Consider the following 15,710-nt stretch of genomic DNA (forward strand, 5'->3'; position numbering starts at 1 on the left):
TCCCGTAGATCCGGCACTGCCGGGTCGACGGGATTCGTGCATTTCCGTGCTTTTCCGCCCCGACCTGCCTATGTATGCTGCTCTACATAACTCGCCCCGGACCGTCGGCCCCGCCGCACGTCCGGCGAAGGGAGCCGCAATATGGCCAGCCCCCGTGACCGCATGGTCACCTCGGCAGCACTGCTCATTCGGGAGCGCGGCGCGCATTCGACCGCCATCGCCGACGTGCTGGCCCACAGCTCGGCGCCGCGTGGCTCGGCATATCATTACTTCCCCGGTGGACGCACCCAACTTCTTTGCGAAGCAATCGATTTCGCCAGTGACCACATCGCAGGCCGGATATCGGCGGCGACCACCGCACTGGAGGCCCTCGATGCGTTGGTCGACGGTTTCCGAACCCAGCTGACCGAATCCGGCTTCCGCGCCGGCTGCCCGGTGGCAGCGGTCGCGGTCGAAGCCGACAACGCGCCGGTGATCGAACGCGCCGGCGCGGCATTCACCCGCTGGCTCGGCCAACTCGAATCGTTGTTGCAGGCCGACGGCACATCACCGGAACAGGCCGCCGACCTCGCCATGCTCGCCACCACCGCCATCGAAGGCGCCATCCTGGTGGCCCGCACCACGGGCTCCATCACTCCCCTCGATCTCGTCCACCGGCAGCTGCGCGCCCTCGTCGCTGCCGACGATCCGAAGGCGTCCTCATGACCGAAGCCCAGCCGCAATGGCAGTCCACCGCGTGCATCCTGTGCGAGTGCAACTGCGGCATCACCGTGCAACTCGACGGCCGGACGCTGTCGAAGATCCGCGGCGACAAGGCCCATCCGGCATCCCAGGGCTACACCTGCAACAAGGCGTTGCGACTCGACCACTACCAGAACAACCGGGCCCGGCTCACCGCACCGATGCGCCGCCGTCCGGACGGCAGCTACGAGGAAATCGACTGGGACACCGCGATTTCCGAGATCGCCGAAGGGCTTCGGCGGATCCGCGACGAGCACGGCGGCGACAAGATCTTCTACTACGGTGGCGGCGGTCAGGGCAACCACCTGGGTGGCGCTTACAGCGGAGCCTTCCTCAAGGCACTCGGTGCGCGCTACCGGTCGAATGCCTTGGCGCAGGAGAAGACCGGTGAGTTCTGGGTTGATGCGCAGCTCTACGGTGGGCACACGCGCGGGGAGTTCGAACACGCCGAGGTGTCGGTGTTCGTCGGCAAGAACCCGTGGATGTCGCAGAGCTTCCCGCGAGCCCGCACCGTGCTGCAGGAGATCGCCAAGGACCCCGAGCGGTCGATGATCGTGATCGACCCGGTCATCACCGACACCGCCAAGCTGGCCGACTTCCATCTGCGGGTGCGGCCAGGTACCGATGCCTGGTGCATCAGCGCGCTGGCCGCCGTGCTGGTCCAGGAAAACCTTTGCGATGAGGCATTTCTCGCCGAACATGTCACCGGCGTGGAACCCGTTCGCGAAGCCCTGCACAGTGTCGACATCGACGGCTTCGCACAGCGCTGCGGCGTCGAGGCCGAACTGTTACGCGCGGCCGCCCGCCGGATCGCCTGCGCGGCAAGCGTTTCGGTGTTCGAGGATCTCGGCGTGCAGCAGGCACCGAACAGCACGTTGTGCTCGTATCTGAACAAGATGCTGTGGATCCTGACCGGGAACTTCGCCAAACGAGGTGGGCAGCACCTACATTCGTCGTTCGCACCGCTATTTGCCGCGGGCGGCGTGGGTCGCTCGCCGGTCACCGGTGCCCCGATCATCGCCGGCCTGCTGCCCTCCAACGTGGTGCCGCAGGAGATCCTCACCGATCATCCGAACCGCTTCCGCGCGATGATCGTGGAGAGCAGTAACCCGGCGCATTCGATCGCCGATTCGACCGCGGTGCGCGAGGCCCTCGGCGCGCTGGAACTGTTGGTGGTCGTCGATGTGGCGATGACCGAGACCGCCCGGCTGGCCCATTATGTGCTGCCGGCTGCCAGTCAGTTCGAGAAGCCCGAGGCCACTTTCTTCAATCTGGAGTTCCCGCACAACACCTTTCATCTGCGGCACCCGTTGATGGCGCCGTTGCCCGGAACCTTGGCGGAGCCCGAGATCTGGGCCCGGCTGGTCCGCGCGCTGGGCGTGGTCGACGACGCCGAACTCGACCCACTGCGCCGGGCCGCCCGAGACGGCCTCGACGCATACGCGATGGCCTTTTTGACCGCGGTCGGCGCCAATCCCGGCCTGGGCCGGGTACTGCCGTATGTCCTGTACGAGACCCTGGGCCCGACCTTGCCGGACGGGCTGGCCGGGGCCGCCGCGTTGTGGGGGCTGGCGCAGAAAGCCGCCATGACCTATCCGGAAGCGATCCGCCGGGCCGGCCACGCCGACGGCAATGCCCTCTTCACTGCCATTCTCGATGGCCGCTCCGGGGTGACGTTCACGGTGCACGAGTACGCCGACGACTGGAATCTGATCAGCCACCCCGATCACCGGATCGCGTTCGAAATCCCCGAGCTGCTGACCGAACTCGATGCGCTGGCCGCCGATCGCCCGCCGCTGACCAGCCCCGAGTATCCGATCGTGCTGTCGGCCGGCGAACGCCGCGCCTTCACCGCCAACGATATCTTCCGCGATCCCGGCTGGCGTAAGCGGGATGCCGACGGCGCACTGCGGGTCAGCGTGCACGACGCGGCGACGCTCGGTCTGGTCGACGGCGGCCGGGCCCGGATCACCACCGCGGCCGGCAGTGCCGAGGCGTCAGTGGAGATCACCGACGCGATGTTGCCCGGCCACGCGGCGCTACCCAACGGATTCGGGCTGAACTTCACCGATGCGGACGGCACCGAGCGGGTACCCGGGGTGGCGCCCAACAATCTGACGTCGGCGCACTGGCGCGACGCGTTCGCCGGCACACCCTGGCACAAGCACGTGCCGGCGCGCATCGAGGCGGTGGCGAGCTAGCTAAGGCGAATCGGGCGAGGCGTCCGTAGCCGGTGGCGGTCCAGGCACAGGGCCGGGAGCCTGGGGTCCGGCCGGTAGCCCGGGCGGTGGTGCGGCGTCGGCGTCCATCGGGCGCTGCGCCAACAGCACCAGCGCCTGGCTCGGGGTGATGTCGTGGTCCTGGTAGGCGTGCCAGACGTCCTTCAGATACGACAGCCGGTCGGGGTCCTGCGGGCCGTCCTCGGTCGTTGTGGTGTACGGCGGCAGGTTGTTCAGGCTGGACAGGTGCGGCACCGGGGTCGGCTTGGCGGCTGCAGTAGGCGGACTGTCGGTCGACGGGGCATCAGCAGGCGCGCTCGACTTGGTGTCCGGCGCAGCCGGTTGCGCGGGCTCGTCGGCCCACGCCGGCGCGGCCGATCCGATGAGGACCAGACCCCACGTCACCGCAGCGGTCATTCGGTTTGCTCCGTAGAGGATCCGCATTGCAGCCCCTTCCCAAAACGTCCGTAACCAATGGTGCTACAGATGCCTGCGGTATCGCTGGGGTTTTGCTGGAACAAGTTGGCCGCCCCCGGCGGCGAACATCGGCGCAATGCCGGTCCGCCCAGATTTCTCAACCGGGCCCGAGGCCGACAACAGTGGTGTAGCAATGGATTACGCCAGCCAATGCCGGAATGACGAGGAGCGCCACCAGGATGCCGGTACCCAACCTGCCACCCGGATTCGACTTCACCGACCCGGACATCTACGCCCAAAGACTCCCGATCGCCGAGTTGGCCGAGATGCGCCGGGTCGCCCCCATCTGGTGGAACGAGCAGCCGACGGGAGTCGGCGGTTTCGACGACGGCGGCTACTGGGTGGTGACTAAACACAAGGACGTCAAAGAGGTATCCCGCCGCAGCGAAGTCTTCTCCAGCCTGCAGAAGACCGCGCTGCCGCGTTACCAGGACGGCACCGTTGCCGAGCAGATCGACCGCGGCAAGTTCGTCATGCTCAACATGGATGCGCCGCACCACACCCACTTGCGCAAGATCGTCTCGCGGATGTTCACCCCGCGGGCCGTCGAACTGCTCCGCGACGAACTGAGCACCAGGGCCGGGCAGATCGTGCGCGAGGCCGCTGCCGCCGGCTCGGGTGATTTCGTCGAGCAGGTGTCCTGTGAACTACCGCTGCAGGCCATCGCCGGATTGATGGGCGTGCCGCAGGAGGACCGCAAGAAGCTGTTCGACTGGTCCAATCAGATGGTCGGCGACATGGACCCCGAGTTCGCCGGCAACGACGCCATCAGCGCGTCGGTCGAGTTGATCATGTACGGCATGGCCATGGCCGCCGACCGCGGCGCCAATCCGCGCGACGACCTGGTGACGAGACTGGTCCAGGCGGACGTCGAGGGCCACAAGCTATCCGACGACGAGTTCGGTTTCTTCGTCATCCTGCTGGCGGTGGCCGGCAACGAGACCACCCGCAACTCGATCACGCAGGGCATGATGGCGTTCACCGAATTCCCGGATCAGTGGGAACTTTTCAAGCGGGAGCGGCCCGCCACGGCGGCCGACGAGATCGTCCGCTGGGCTACTCCGGTCACCTCATTCCAACGGACCGCCCTGGTCGACACCGAACTCGACGGAGTGCAGATCAAGAAGGGTCAGCGGGTGGTGATGTTCTACCGGTCGGCCAACTTCGACGAGGACGTCTTCGACGATCCTTACGCGTTCAACGTTCTCCGTGATCCGAACCCGCACGTCGGTTTCGGCGGCACCGGCGCGCATTACTGCATCGGGGCGAACCTGGCCCGGATGACGATCGACCTGATGTTCAACGCGATCGCCGACCAGATGCCCGAGCTGCGCCCGCTGAGCCCACCCGAACGGCTGCGGTCAGGATGGCTCAACGGCATCAAGCACTGGCAGGTCGACTACGGCCGGTCCGCCTGACTGCCCGAGGAACTCAGGCGTTGACGATGATCGGGTCGCCGACGCTGACCTGGTTGTAGTACCACTGCGCATTGTCGGTACTCAGGTTGATGCAGCCGTGGCTGACATTCGAACTACCTTGCTGCGCAACGGACCACGGTGCAGCGTGCACGTACACACCACCCCAGGTGACGCGAGTCGCCCAGTACACCGTCAGCTTGTAGCCCTCGGGGTCGTTGAGCGGGATGCCGATGGTGCGCGAATCCATCACCACCGGGTTCTGCTTCTCCAACGCGGTGAACGACCCGATCGGGGTGGGGTGCTTGGGTTTGCCCATCGAGGCCGGCATGGTCTTGACCACCTGGCCGTCGATGCTGACGGTGAAAGTGTGCCCGCTGATGCTGGCCACGCCCAGCGTCGCGGCACCCGTCTGGAAGGTCTGCTTGGCCCCACCGATCGACACCATGATCGATGAGTGCGCCGGCCAGTAGGTGCTCGGGGTGAATTGCATGGTGCTGTCATCGAGCCAGGAGAATTTGCCCTCGGGCGCCTTCGACGACGAGAACGCGATGGCGTGCTCGGCGCCGGCCCGGCTGACCACCGGGCTGGCGAAGGTCACCGTGACCGGCATCCCCACGCCCACCGCCTGACCAGTACTCGGGCTGATCTTCGCCACAATCATCGGCTCCGGCAGCGCCGCCATGGCGGACCCGACCTGACCGGTCAACATCATCACCGCGACGCCAGCGGTGGCCAGCACAAAACGCACAGCTTTAGACAACGAGACCATCCTCGGGTTCTTGAGTCATTGACTACATGGTAGTTCGACAACCGCGCGGATTTTGTTAGCCGCGGTCGCGGCACTGGTCACACGGGCCGGTGGACCAGCCCAGCTTAGGGCGACGGCGGCGCGTCAGCTGGGGGCGGCGCATCGACCGGTGCCGGCTCGGTGACCCCGTGCAGACGGTCCATGATCCGCGAGCGCAGGGTCTTGGGGGCCGGCTCGGCGGTTGTGGCCGGATCCGGCACAGTCGCGTCCGGTGCCGGCGGTGGCGCATCGGCGGCCGACGGTACGGCCGCCGGCAAAGCCGCCGGAGCTGCTGCAGCGTCGGCAGGCACCGCGTTGGCCTGTCCTTCCGGCGCCGCCGGCGGCATCTGATCGACAGTCGGGGCCTGTTCGACGGCCGGGGACGGCGCCTCCGACGGCTCGGGGGTCACCACCACGAGTGCGGGCGCGACCGGCGGAACAACAATCGGGGGCGGCGCGGGGACCTGCTGGACCACCGGCACCGCCGCAGCGGCGGGAACCGTCCTGATGTGCCGGTCAGGGATGAACTGCATGCTCACCGCCGCCGATACGGATACCACGAAGGCCACCGACCCGGTGACCAGCATCGCCAACGGCAGCGTGGAACCGGACCACTTCTTGGGGCGGACGTGGCGCGCGTGCCGACCGGACGATTCGAGGCCCAAAACGCGGCGATCGTCGCCCCAGTAGCCGCTGCCCAACACGTGACCGAAGTGGTAGGGCTCGGGAAGCGCGAATTCGGCGGTCTGCGCCGATGCCATCGCGGCGCCCCGCGCGAGCGCCAGCTCGGCCTCGTCCGGAGAGAACACCGGTACCGACAAGGCGTCCTGCAGCAGCGGCAGCACCTCGGCGAAATCGCCGGCTGAGCCCACCACGGCAAGCGCTTCGGGCTGCCAGTCCGCGCGGGTGAACACCGTGCTCAGCCAGCTGATCAAACTCTCGTCGGAGTCGATGGCGCAGTTGAACGCGGTGTGGACGGCGCCGTCGGCGGTGTCCATGCTGTGCACGATCAACGTGATGACCCGGTCGGGTTCGATCGTGCACACCGCAGTCGTGCGGAATCCGAGTGCATCCGCGATGCCCCGGGCCAGTGCTTCGGTGGCCTCCGGCAGAGCCACCGGGACGATGTTGTCGAACCCGGATTCCGAGAGGATCCGCATGAGCATCGAGGCTTCTCTGCCGGCGTCCTCGCTCCAGGTCACGCCGATCGACTTGAGCCGCAGGCCGCGCGTGGCCGCCAGTGACTCGCTGCGCAATACCGCCGCGGTAGCATCTTCGGAGTTCAGAACCTCGAAGGCGTCACGCTCGACGGTCACGCCGTCGGCATCATTGCCTTCGACGAGCACCATACCCACCGACGTCGGAGTCATGGACAAGCCGAGTACCGCGTCCAAATGTTTACCCCTTCGAAACCACATGGCGACGCGCCACGAATTCATCGCAGCCTGCGTCACAACCGTGCGGCATAGGTGATTCGTGGCAGATTAAGCCACTGCTTTGATCGCCGACACTACCTGCTGAAACGGCGACCGCCCAGTTATCAGTACACCGGGCGGCCAGCAACAATTTGCCAGCTCATTCAGCAGCCGAGATCAATCCGTTATCAAAATTTGCCATCTGCTGCGGCCGACCGACGTGGCAGGGTGAGTCGGTGACAGCTCAGCACATCGGAGATCCCCGGACCCCCACCCGCACGATCCTGGGCCATCCGATCGCGCTGGCGAACCTGTTCGGCGTCGAGCTATGGGAGCGCTTCTCGTTTTACGGGATGCTGACCATCCTGGGCTACTACCTGTACTACTCCGTGCCTGCCGGTGGCCTGGGCCTGCCCCAGCACACCGCGACGGGGCTGGTCGGCGCCTACGGCGCCCTGGTCTATCTGTGCACCGTGCTGGGCGGTTGGCTCGCCGACCGCCTACTGGGGATGGAACGCACGATTTTCTACGGCGGCGTGGTGGTGATGCTGGGACACCTGGGGCTCGCCGTACTGCCCGGCCTGTCCGGGGTCGGTGTAGGACTGCTGCTGATTGCGCTCGGATCCGGCGCACTGAAGGCCAACGCCTCCTCATTATTGGGGAGCCTGTACCGCCCCGGCGACACCCGTACCGACGCCGGCTTCACGCTGTTCTACCTGGGAGTCAATCTGGGCAGCCTGCTCGGTCCGTTGGCGACCGGGCTGTTGCAGACCCGGGCGGGGTTCCACTACGCGTTCGGCGCGGCGGCGGTCGGCATGGCCCTGGGCCTGGCCCAGTACGTGGCATTTCGGCGCAATCTCGGAAACCACGGCCGTGATGTGCCGAATCCATTGCCGCACAAAGCTATTGGCCGCTATCTCAGCGCCGGAACAGTATTCGTGACGGTAACGACCGTGGTCTGCGCAACCGGCCTGGTGACGTTGGCCAACCTGTCGCAGGTAGCCAGCGCGGTGCTGACCATCGCCGCCATCGCCTACTTCGTGATGCTGCTGACGAGCCCCAAAGTCCGGGCCGTCGAACGATCCCGGGTCCGCGCATTCATCCCGTTGTTCCTGGCATCCACAGTGTTTTTCGCACTGTTCCAACAGATGTTCACGGTACTGGGGGTGTACTCGGACTCACGGATCAACTGGACGGTGTTCGGGTGGCACGCACCATCCAACTGGATCGGCTCGATCGAACCCGTCTGGGTCATCATCCTGTCCCCCGGGTTCGCCCTGCTCTGGACGGCACTCGGCAACCGCGCCGCAAGCACCCCCCGCAAGTTCTCCTACGGCGTCATGGGCATGGGCACGGCCTTCCTGCTGTTTGTGCCGATGGCCGCCGCACCAGGACGTACCGTGCCCGCCGCCGCGGTCGCGGTGATTCTCGGAGTGTTCGCGGTATCGGAATTGTTGATCGCTCCTATCGGTCTGGCTGTCACCACAGCGCTTGCGCCCCAGGCATTTCGGTCTCAGATGATGGCGCTGTACTTTCTGGCGGCGGGGCTGGGCACCGCGCTGTCGGGAGCCTTGGCAAAGTACTACTCGGCCGAGCACGAAGCCGCATACTTCGGAATCCTCGGCGGGACTGCGGTACTCGTCGGACTCATGGTGTTCGCCGGGTCGGGGCGGATCACCCGACTGATGGCCGGGGTGCACTGATCCAGGTGGCCGAGTTGTGACCATGTAGTGCCCGAATCCGTAGCCGCGCGCCCTCACAATGATTTTCACGCCCGGCACAGGAGGTCACGATGGTTACCACAGCATCTGCCGCGCCGAGTCTGGTATCGACCGATGTCGACCCCACTGCATTCGACTGCCCCGGCGAAGTCCACGTACGGGTGCGTGGACTGTTGTCCGCCAACGCAATCTGCTCGTGCGGTTGGTGCGGACACCGTCGTCATCTGAAGGCCTCGGCCGAATTCGACGCCTGGGAACACGCCATGCAGACCACGTGTTCGGTGTCGTTCCCGCTGCTCAGTCCTTGGTGATCGCCGCGCCACTCGAGTGACGAAGCCCCTTGTCCCGTAAACGGTTTCGTACCGCCATGCCGAGCACCACCAGAGCCGTTACACCCAGTCCCACGGCCACCACGACGCCCCCCGAAGAGCGCGCGGCGGAGTAGGCCCAACCCGCCAATTCGCCTTGTATCCGCTGTGCGGCGGAGATGACCGGGTCGGGTCCGGCCATGTTGCGCAGTCGCACCTCGTATCCGCCGTAATAGCCGATATACAGACCGGTGCCGATCAACAACACCGCACCGACGCGCGGGATGAATCGGGCCCACTGTCGAAGCCGGCGTACCAGGATCGATCCGGTCAGCGCACCGGCGACCGCGACAAACCCCACGAGGGTGCCAAACCCTGCCGCGTACGCCAGGAACGCGACCCAGGCCCGCCCCGGGGTTTGCAAGCCGATGCCGGTGACCGCGATGAACGGGGCAATCGTGCAGGTCAGCGACACCAGCGCATAGAGCACGCCGTAGCCGACCATCGACCGCAACGTCCCGCTCGGCGCGTCCCACTGCGGTAGCCGTAACCAGACCATGCCCGCCGGGCGGCCCAGCAGTTGGCGCCCACCGATCCACACCATCGTCACGCCGATCAACACCGTGACATACGGCAATACCCGCTGCAGCAGTTCGGCCACCGAGATCGCCAGCAGCGCGAAAGCACCGAACACCGTGATGAATCCGAGTGTCATCGCGGCGGCGGCAGTCATCGCGCGCACCAGTGCCCGTGCCGATCCCCAACCGCCGGACACCAACCCGAGGTATCCGGGCAACATCGCGAAGCCACACGGATTGAGGGCAGCGACCACCCCCGCGACGAAAGCCAGCGAATACCCGCCCGCGTTCATCGGCTCACCGCGTCAGCGCCGCGACCCGGTCTGCCAACTCCCCCTCCGGCATGGCCGAGGTCGGGTTGTTGACGAAGGATGACGAGCCGTCTGGCCGGTAGAACACGTACGCCGGCTGCCAGGGCACGTTGTACCGCGCCCAGATCGATCCGTCGGCGTCATTGATGGTCGGGAAGTTCAGGTTGTACTTCGACACAAATCCCTGCATGGCCCCGACGTCAGAGTGTGCCGCGATCCCGACAAAGGCAACCTGCGAGTTGGCACTGGAAACCCGCTGTACCCCCGGCGCCTCGGCATTGCAGAACGGGCACCACGGCGTCCAGAACCAGAGCACCGCCGCACGGCCGGCCAGGCTGGCACCGTTGAAGCTCCCCCCACTCAAGGTGGTCCCGGTGAACTGCAACCGGTCGTCGGCTTTGGCCCTCAGCGGCGACATCACCGACAGTGTCAAGGCCAGCATCAGTGCCACAGCCACCGCACCGACGGTGTTGAACATGAATCTGTTGAATCTGCGCATAGGGATGACACGGCAGCGCGCAGTCAAAAGTTCAGCGATGTTTTACACCGATCCCTTGTGCGATGCGGCCAGACGTTTCACAGTGGAGTATGACCGAACAGTGGATTAAAGGATGCGCCGTGCAGCGGATCATGTTCCGCGACGGGCTCGTTCTGAACATGGCCCATTACAACGAGTTGGTGATCTCGACACCGCTGGCGCTGACCTTGCCGGCCACCGAGATCGACGATCAGGAAGTCATCCCGATCAACCCGAACAACATCCGTACCCAGGAGCGGCCGCTGTTCGACTTCGCCGGGCAGACCTGCACAGCCGCCGACTGGGACGAGACCGGAAGCCTGCACCTGGCCTTCTCCGACGGACACCGCATCGATGTGCCCAGCGACGACGACCACACCTCATGGGAGTTGTACGGCAAGCACCACGGATACGCCGCGTGCCTGCCGCACGGACGGGTCCGGGTGGTTCGCCACGACATGCCCGAGGGCCAGGAGGTGGCGACCGGCTGACCCCTCAGCCGAAGACGAAGTCCGCCGGGTCGGGTGTGCGGGTCCAGGTCCAGTAGTCCACCAACCGCCAGGGACTCAAGGTGTAGACGTCGCCGTCGGCGTTCTTGTAGAACGAGTGCCGGATCGACGGTTGGGACCACACCATGGTTCGCATCTCGGCCTGGGTACGTGCCACCCAGTTGTCCAGCCGTTCGCCCCTGGGCTCCATCGCGCTGTGGCGCCCGTCGATCAACAGGTCCAAACACTGTGCGATATAACGCATCTGGCATTCCGAGTGGAAGATCAGGCTGCCGCCACTGGCCAGGTTGGTGCCCGGTCCGTACATGCAGAAGAAGTTCGGAAAACCCGGCACGGTGATGCCCAGATAAGCGGTCGGCCGCTCGCCCCACCGCTCACTGAGCCTCTGCCCACCGCGGCCGGTGATGGTCATCGGCCACAGCACCTTGTTGGCGTGGAAACCGGTGGCGTAGACGATGACATCGACCGGGTGCCGGGTGCCGTCGTCGGTGATCACCGCGTCCGGTTCGATCCGTGCGACGGATGTGCGGATCAGGTCCACGTTGTCCCGGGTCAGCGTCCGCAGCCAACTGCCATTGTCCTGCAGAGTCCGCTTTCCGGTGGCCGGGTAATCCGGGATCACCTTGGCCTGCAACTCCGGATCGTCACCGATCTGGCTGGTGATCCAGTCGGTGAACATGATCCGGGTGATGTCGTTGATCTCGCTGACCGCGCGCTGCTGATCGGGGAACTCGGGATCCACCTTGGCCGCGGCCAGGCCCTTGTCACAGCCCGGCCAGAACAGCAGGAATCGATACCACCGGCCGTAGAACGGCAGATGCCGCAACGCCCACTGAACTCCGGCGCCGACCTCGGTGTGATAGTTGGGATTCGGGAACATCCACTGCGCGGTGCGTTGGAATACAGTCAGGTGGGCGACGTCGGCAGCGATCGCCGGAGCGATCTGAAATCCGCTGGCGCCGGCACCGATCATCGCAACCCGCTTGCCCCGCAGATCGACCTCATGGTCCCACTCGGCCGAGTGAAACGACGGCCCGGCGAAGCTTTCCTGCCCCGGGATCTGCGGCGTGTACGGCCGGTTGAGTTGGCCGACCGCACTGATCACGGCACGCGCCCCAATCTCGTCTTCGGCGCCGGTCTGGTCGCGCACTCTCACCCGCCAGGTCGCAGCGTCCTCGTCCCACTCCGCCGCGGTGACCTCGGTCTGGAACCGCACGTGCGGACCGATGCCATGCCTGTCCGACACGCCCTGGAAATAGGCCTGCAGCTCGGGTTGCTCGGCAAAGAATCGGGTCCAATGATCGCTGGGCTCAAAGCTGTAGCAGTAGAAGTGATTTCCGACGTCGACACGCGCACCTGGATAGGTGTTCGCCCACCAGGTTCCGCCGATCCCGGCGTTGCGCTCGATGATGGTGAACGGAATTCCGGCTTCCTTCAACCGGATTCCGGCAAGCAGACCGGATTCGCCACAACCGATGACCACGACGGGAAAGTCCGATGCCCCGATGGGGGCCGCAGTGGCCCTGACGTCGTGGCCGTCGAGTTCCATCTCTTCGAGCACCATCGGCACGTATTCGTCGGGCACCGCCTCGCAGACCAGGAACTCCATCATCTCTTTGAGCAGTTCGGGACTGACGGGCTGCGGATCGGGGCAGCCGCGATCGCGATAGTCCGCGATCACCGGCAGGGCCAGTGCGCGCACGGCCGCCTTGTCGTCCTCCGACATGTACCCCTGCACCTCGTTGAGGAACAGGCCGGCCGGCCGCAGGGCCCCCCGAATCAATTCCGGATCGCCGGACATGTGCACCAGCGAAAGCAGCAGCGTGGGGATGCTGACGTCCAGCAGCGCACTGGCGATCTCTTCATCGGAGGTAGTAAACGGTTGTCCTGCATGTGGATTGCGCACCCCACGGTGCTATCACGGTCCACCGATGATCCGCAGCCGATTCTGCACCAACCGCATCACGAGAGGTTCTAAGCTGCCGAAGATGGCCATCGCCGCATTGGACAACGGTGCACCCCCACCGGAAATCGCCCTAGCCGACATCGACCTGGGGTCGATCCGATTCTGGGGCCGCGACGACGCGATCCGTGACGGTGCCTTCACCGCACTGCGCCGGCTGCAGCCGATCTCCTTTCACCACGAGATCGTCCAGGAGTCGGTGCCCGGCGGCGCCGGACACTGGGCGCTCACCCGATACGACGACGTACATTTCGCCAGCCGCCATCCGGACATCTTCAGTTCCGCGCAGGGCATGACCATCGCCGACCAGAACCCGGAATTGGCCGAGTACTTCGGCTCGATGATCGTGATGGACGATCCCCGGCACACCAGGCTTCGCAACATCGTGCGCAGCGCGTTCACGCCGAAAGTGGTGGCGCGCACCGAGGAATCAGTACGCGACCGCGCCCGCCGGTTGGTCGAGTCGATGATCGAGCGCCATCCCGATTGCCAGGGTGAGATCGTCACGGACCTCGCCGGCCCGCTGCCATTGCAGATCATCTGCGACATGATGGGCATCCCCGATGAGGACCACGAGCGGATATTCCATTGGACCAACATCATTCTCGGGTTCGGCGATCCCGATCTGACCACCGATTTCGACGAGTTCTTCCGCTGCGCGATGGACATGGGCGCGTATGCCAGCGCGCTGGCCGACGACCGGCGGGACAACCCCCGCGAGGACCTGACCACCAATCTGGTGCAGGCCGAGGTCGACGGACAGCGACTCAGCTCCGCCGAGGTCGCCTCGTTCTTCATCCTGCTGGCGGTGGCCGGTAATGAGACGACGCGCAACGCGATCAGTCACGGCGTGCTGGCGCTCAGTCGATTCCCCGAACAACACCGGTCCTGGTGGGCCGACTACAACTCAGTGGCTCCGACCGCCGTCGAGGAGATCATCCGCTGGGCCTCACCCGTGGTGTACATGCGCCGCACGCTGACCCGTGATTTCGAGATGCGGGGTGTGAAAATGCAGGCGGGACAGAAAGTTACGATGTGGTACGGGTCGGCCAACCGCGACGAGGAAAAGTTCGACCAGCCTTGGTTGTTCGATGTGCGCCGCAACCCGAACCCGCACCTGGGCTTCGGTGGCGGCGGGGCGCATTTCTGCTTGGGCGCCAACCTGGCCCGACGCGAGATCGCCGTCGCCTTCGACGAGATCCATCGCCGGGTGCCGGATCTGGTGGCCGTCGCAGAACCCGAACGCCTGTGGTCGCCGTTCATCCACGGAATCAAGAAGCTTCCGGTGGCCTGGGACCGGGCTACTTGACGGTGAGCGTGCCGATCATCATCGGATGGTAGATGCAGTAGAACGGGTAGTCGCCCGGCTCGGTCGGCGCGGTGAACGTCGCCCGGCCGCCGGCACCCGCGCGAGCATCGAACTGCCCCTTGCTTTTTGAGGTGACCGTGTGGGGAACGTCGTCCTTGTTGACGACGGTTATCTGCGCACCGGGGGCGACCGCCAGCGGGTCACCGTAGTTCAGGGCGGAGATGGTGATGACCGGGCCGGTGGGAGCCGGAAGGCTGGTCGGCGGCGGAGACGCCGTGGAGGCCTCCGGCGCCGAACTCGAGCAGCCGGCGCCGGCCAGCGCCAGACAGCACGCTGCGGCGATGGCGAGTGTCCGCGACATGACGACTCCTGTTTTCAAAAGTAGGTGTGAGCAGCGAACTGCGACGGCACTCAGGACAGATTCTTGGCGAGCCAGTCCTGTAGCTTCTGCCAGGCGTCGGCAGCCGCGGCGGCGTTGTAGCGCTGCCCGCCGTCGTTGAAGAAGGCGTGGTCGGCATCGGGTTCGACGACGATCTGATTGACCATGCCCGCCTGGTTCAGCGCGGCCTGGGCAGCGTCCTTGGTGGAGGTGACCCGTTGGTCCTTGGCACCGTAAAACGCCAGTACCGCAGCTTGTTTCGAGCCGGAGAAGTCGTGGTTGTCGGGCAGCGGACCGTAGAACGGCGAGGCCGCCGCCAGCCTGGGCTCGCCGGCGGCCAGCAGCTGCCACACCAATCCCCCGCCCATGCAGAATCCGACGATGCCGACCTTGACTCCCGGAGCGAGGTTCTGCAATTCGTCGATACCCGATCGCATGTCGGCGACGAACTGTTCAGGGGCGATCTTGCCGAGCGCGGCAGTGGCCTGGGCCGGGTCGACGAACGCCGCGGTACCCCCTTGCTCGGAGAGCAGATCCACCGCCAGTGCCGAATACCCGACGCCGGCCAGCCGGCCCACCACCGAACGCACCCAGTCGGTCAGCCCTTTGTTCTCGTGGATCACCAGGACCGCGCCGCGCGGCTGCTGGGCCTGCGCCCACGCGCCCTGCAGCTTGCCCGTCGGCCCGTCCCAGGTCATCTGTGTCGTCTCGAGTGCGTTCTCCATGCCGGGCGGAGGCCCTGGGGCGACCGACGCCGTGCTCGATGTGGCGTTGCCGGCGGACCCGTGCTGGTCTCCGCAGGCCGCGATCAACGCTGTGGCCGCGGCGGTGCCCATGCCCAGCAGTGCCAACCGGCGCATGGCCTCACGGCGGGTCAGCAGCCCGTCGACGTGATCGGTGGCGATTTCCTCGGCGATGTATCGCTGTAACGGAGTCACGTCGAGTCAGTATCCGCCCCGATCCTGAGCGCCATGTCAGGTTCAGCGAACCGTCAGTAGACAATTTTCAAAAAGTGTTCACTTTTCCATTGACACCAGCCAGAACGGCGCGGTTCTATA

At 65.7% G+C, this 15,710-nt stretch carries 15 protein-coding genes; 7 read left to right on the plus strand and 8 right to left on the minus strand.

What is annotated here, in order from left to right; translation table 11 throughout:
* The first annotated feature begins 141 nt into the window (after nt 1–141).
* Together ABIA30_RS05100 and ABIA30_RS05105 are read left to right on the plus strand one after the other, a co-directional pair.
* Nucleotides 142–705 (plus strand): TetR/AcrR family transcriptional regulator, encoded by a 564-nt coding sequence (locus ABIA30_RS05100; protein ID WP_370062663.1) that lies wholly within the window; start codon nt 142–144, stop codon nt 703–705.
* Nucleotides 702–2,942: a molybdopterin-dependent oxidoreductase gene (locus ABIA30_RS05105; RefSeq protein ID WP_370062665.1), complete on the plus strand. Its 2,241-nt coding sequence runs from the start codon at nt 702–704 to the stop codon at nt 2,940–2,942. Before ABIA30_RS05100 ends, ABIA30_RS05105 begins: the two co-directional genes overlap by 4 nt.
* Here ABIA30_RS05105 and ABIA30_RS05110 read toward each other — a convergent pair whose 3' ends face one another.
* Nucleotides 2,943–3,377 carry a hypothetical protein gene (locus ABIA30_RS05110; RefSeq protein ID WP_370062667.1) on the minus strand — a complete coding sequence of 145 codons (435 nt, stop codon included), beginning with the start codon at nt 3,375–3,377 and terminating at the stop codon, nt 2,943–2,945.
* A gap of 239 nt (nt 3,378–3,616) precedes the next feature.
* On the opposite strand from ABIA30_RS05110, the gene ABIA30_RS05115 reads away from it, so the two are divergent.
* Nucleotides 3,617–4,855 (plus strand): cytochrome P450, encoded by a 1,239-nt coding sequence (locus ABIA30_RS05115; protein WP_370062669.1) that lies wholly within the window; start codon nt 3,617–3,619, stop codon nt 4,853–4,855.
* 13 nt (nt 4,856–4,868) lie between these two features.
* Here ABIA30_RS05115 and ABIA30_RS05120 read toward each other — a convergent pair whose 3' ends face one another.
* Together ABIA30_RS05120 and ABIA30_RS05125 are read right to left on the minus strand one after the other, a co-directional pair.
* Complete coding sequence (locus ABIA30_RS05120) at nt 4,869–5,567, minus strand: L,D-transpeptidase family protein (protein ID WP_370063351.1); 699 nt, start codon at nt 5,565–5,567, stop codon at nt 4,869–4,871.
* 161 nt (nt 5,568–5,728) lie between these two features.
* Nucleotides 5,729–7,036 carry a hypothetical protein gene (locus ABIA30_RS05125; RefSeq protein WP_370062671.1) on the minus strand — a complete coding sequence of 436 codons (1,308 nt, stop codon included), beginning with the start codon at nt 7,034–7,036 and terminating at the stop codon, nt 5,729–5,731.
* Nucleotides 7,037–7,293: 257 nt separating this feature from the next.
* On the opposite strand from ABIA30_RS05125, the gene ABIA30_RS05130 reads away from it, so the two are divergent.
* Entirely contained in the window at nt 7,294–8,760 is a 1,467-nt protein-coding gene (locus tag ABIA30_RS05130) for a peptide MFS transporter (RefSeq protein ID WP_370062673.1), read from the plus strand.
* Nucleotides 8,761–8,849: 89 nt separating this feature from the next.
* Entirely contained in the window at nt 8,850–9,089 is a 240-nt protein-coding gene (locus ABIA30_RS05135) for a hypothetical protein (protein ID WP_370062675.1), read from the plus strand.
* On the opposite strand, the gene ABIA30_RS05140 is transcribed toward ABIA30_RS05135, so the two are convergent.
* Nucleotides 9,076–9,957 carry a cytochrome c biogenesis CcdA family protein gene (locus ABIA30_RS05140; RefSeq protein WP_370062677.1) on the minus strand — a complete coding sequence of 294 codons (882 nt, stop codon included), beginning with the start codon at nt 9,955–9,957 and terminating at the stop codon, nt 9,076–9,078. The genes ABIA30_RS05135 and ABIA30_RS05140 overlap by 14 nt on opposite strands.
* 4 nt (nt 9,958–9,961) lie before the next feature.
* Nucleotides 9,962–10,453: a protein disulfide oxidoreductase gene (locus ABIA30_RS05145; RefSeq protein WP_370062679.1), complete on the minus strand. Its 492-nt coding sequence runs from the start codon at nt 10,451–10,453 to the stop codon at nt 9,962–9,964.
* 110 nt (nt 10,454–10,563) lie between these two features.
* On the opposite strand from ABIA30_RS05145, the gene ABIA30_RS05150 reads away from it, so the two are divergent.
* The gene (locus ABIA30_RS05150) at nt 10,564–10,983 is read left to right on the plus strand and encodes a DUF6188 family protein (protein WP_370062681.1); all 420 of its coding nucleotides are present in this window, start codon (nt 10,564–10,566) and stop codon (nt 10,981–10,983) included.
* 4 nt (nt 10,984–10,987) lie between these two features.
* Here the strand turns inward: ABIA30_RS05150 and ABIA30_RS05155 are convergent, their stop codons facing one another.
* The gene (locus ABIA30_RS05155) at nt 10,988–12,907 is read right to left on the minus strand and encodes a flavin-containing monooxygenase (RefSeq protein ID WP_370062683.1); all 1,920 of its coding nucleotides are present in this window, start codon (nt 12,905–12,907) and stop codon (nt 10,988–10,990) included.
* Between the two features lie 82 nt (nt 12,908–12,989).
* Between ABIA30_RS05155 and ABIA30_RS05160 the strand changes: the two genes are divergently transcribed.
* The gene (locus ABIA30_RS05160) at nt 12,990–14,273 is read left to right on the plus strand and encodes a cytochrome P450 (RefSeq protein ID WP_370062685.1); all 1,284 of its coding nucleotides are present in this window, start codon (nt 12,990–12,992) and stop codon (nt 14,271–14,273) included.
* On the opposite strand, the gene ABIA30_RS05165 is transcribed toward ABIA30_RS05160, so the two are convergent.
* Entirely contained in the window at nt 14,266–14,634 is a 369-nt protein-coding gene (locus ABIA30_RS05165) for a cupredoxin domain-containing protein (protein ID WP_370062687.1), read from the minus strand. The two genes, ABIA30_RS05160 and ABIA30_RS05165, sit on opposite strands and share 8 nt — an antisense overlap.
* Before the next feature lie 50 nt (nt 14,635–14,684).
* On the minus strand, nt 14,685–15,590 hold the full coding sequence (locus tag ABIA30_RS05170; RefSeq protein WP_370062689.1) for a dienelactone hydrolase family protein: 906 nt from the start codon (nt 15,588–15,590) through the stop codon (nt 14,685–14,687).
* Nucleotides 15,591–15,710 lie beyond the last annotated feature (120 nt).

The sequence above is a fragment of the Mycobacterium sp. MAA66 genome (assembly GCF_041261665.1).
Classification (GTDB): domain Bacteria; phylum Actinomycetota; class Actinomycetes; order Mycobacteriales; family Mycobacteriaceae; genus Mycobacterium.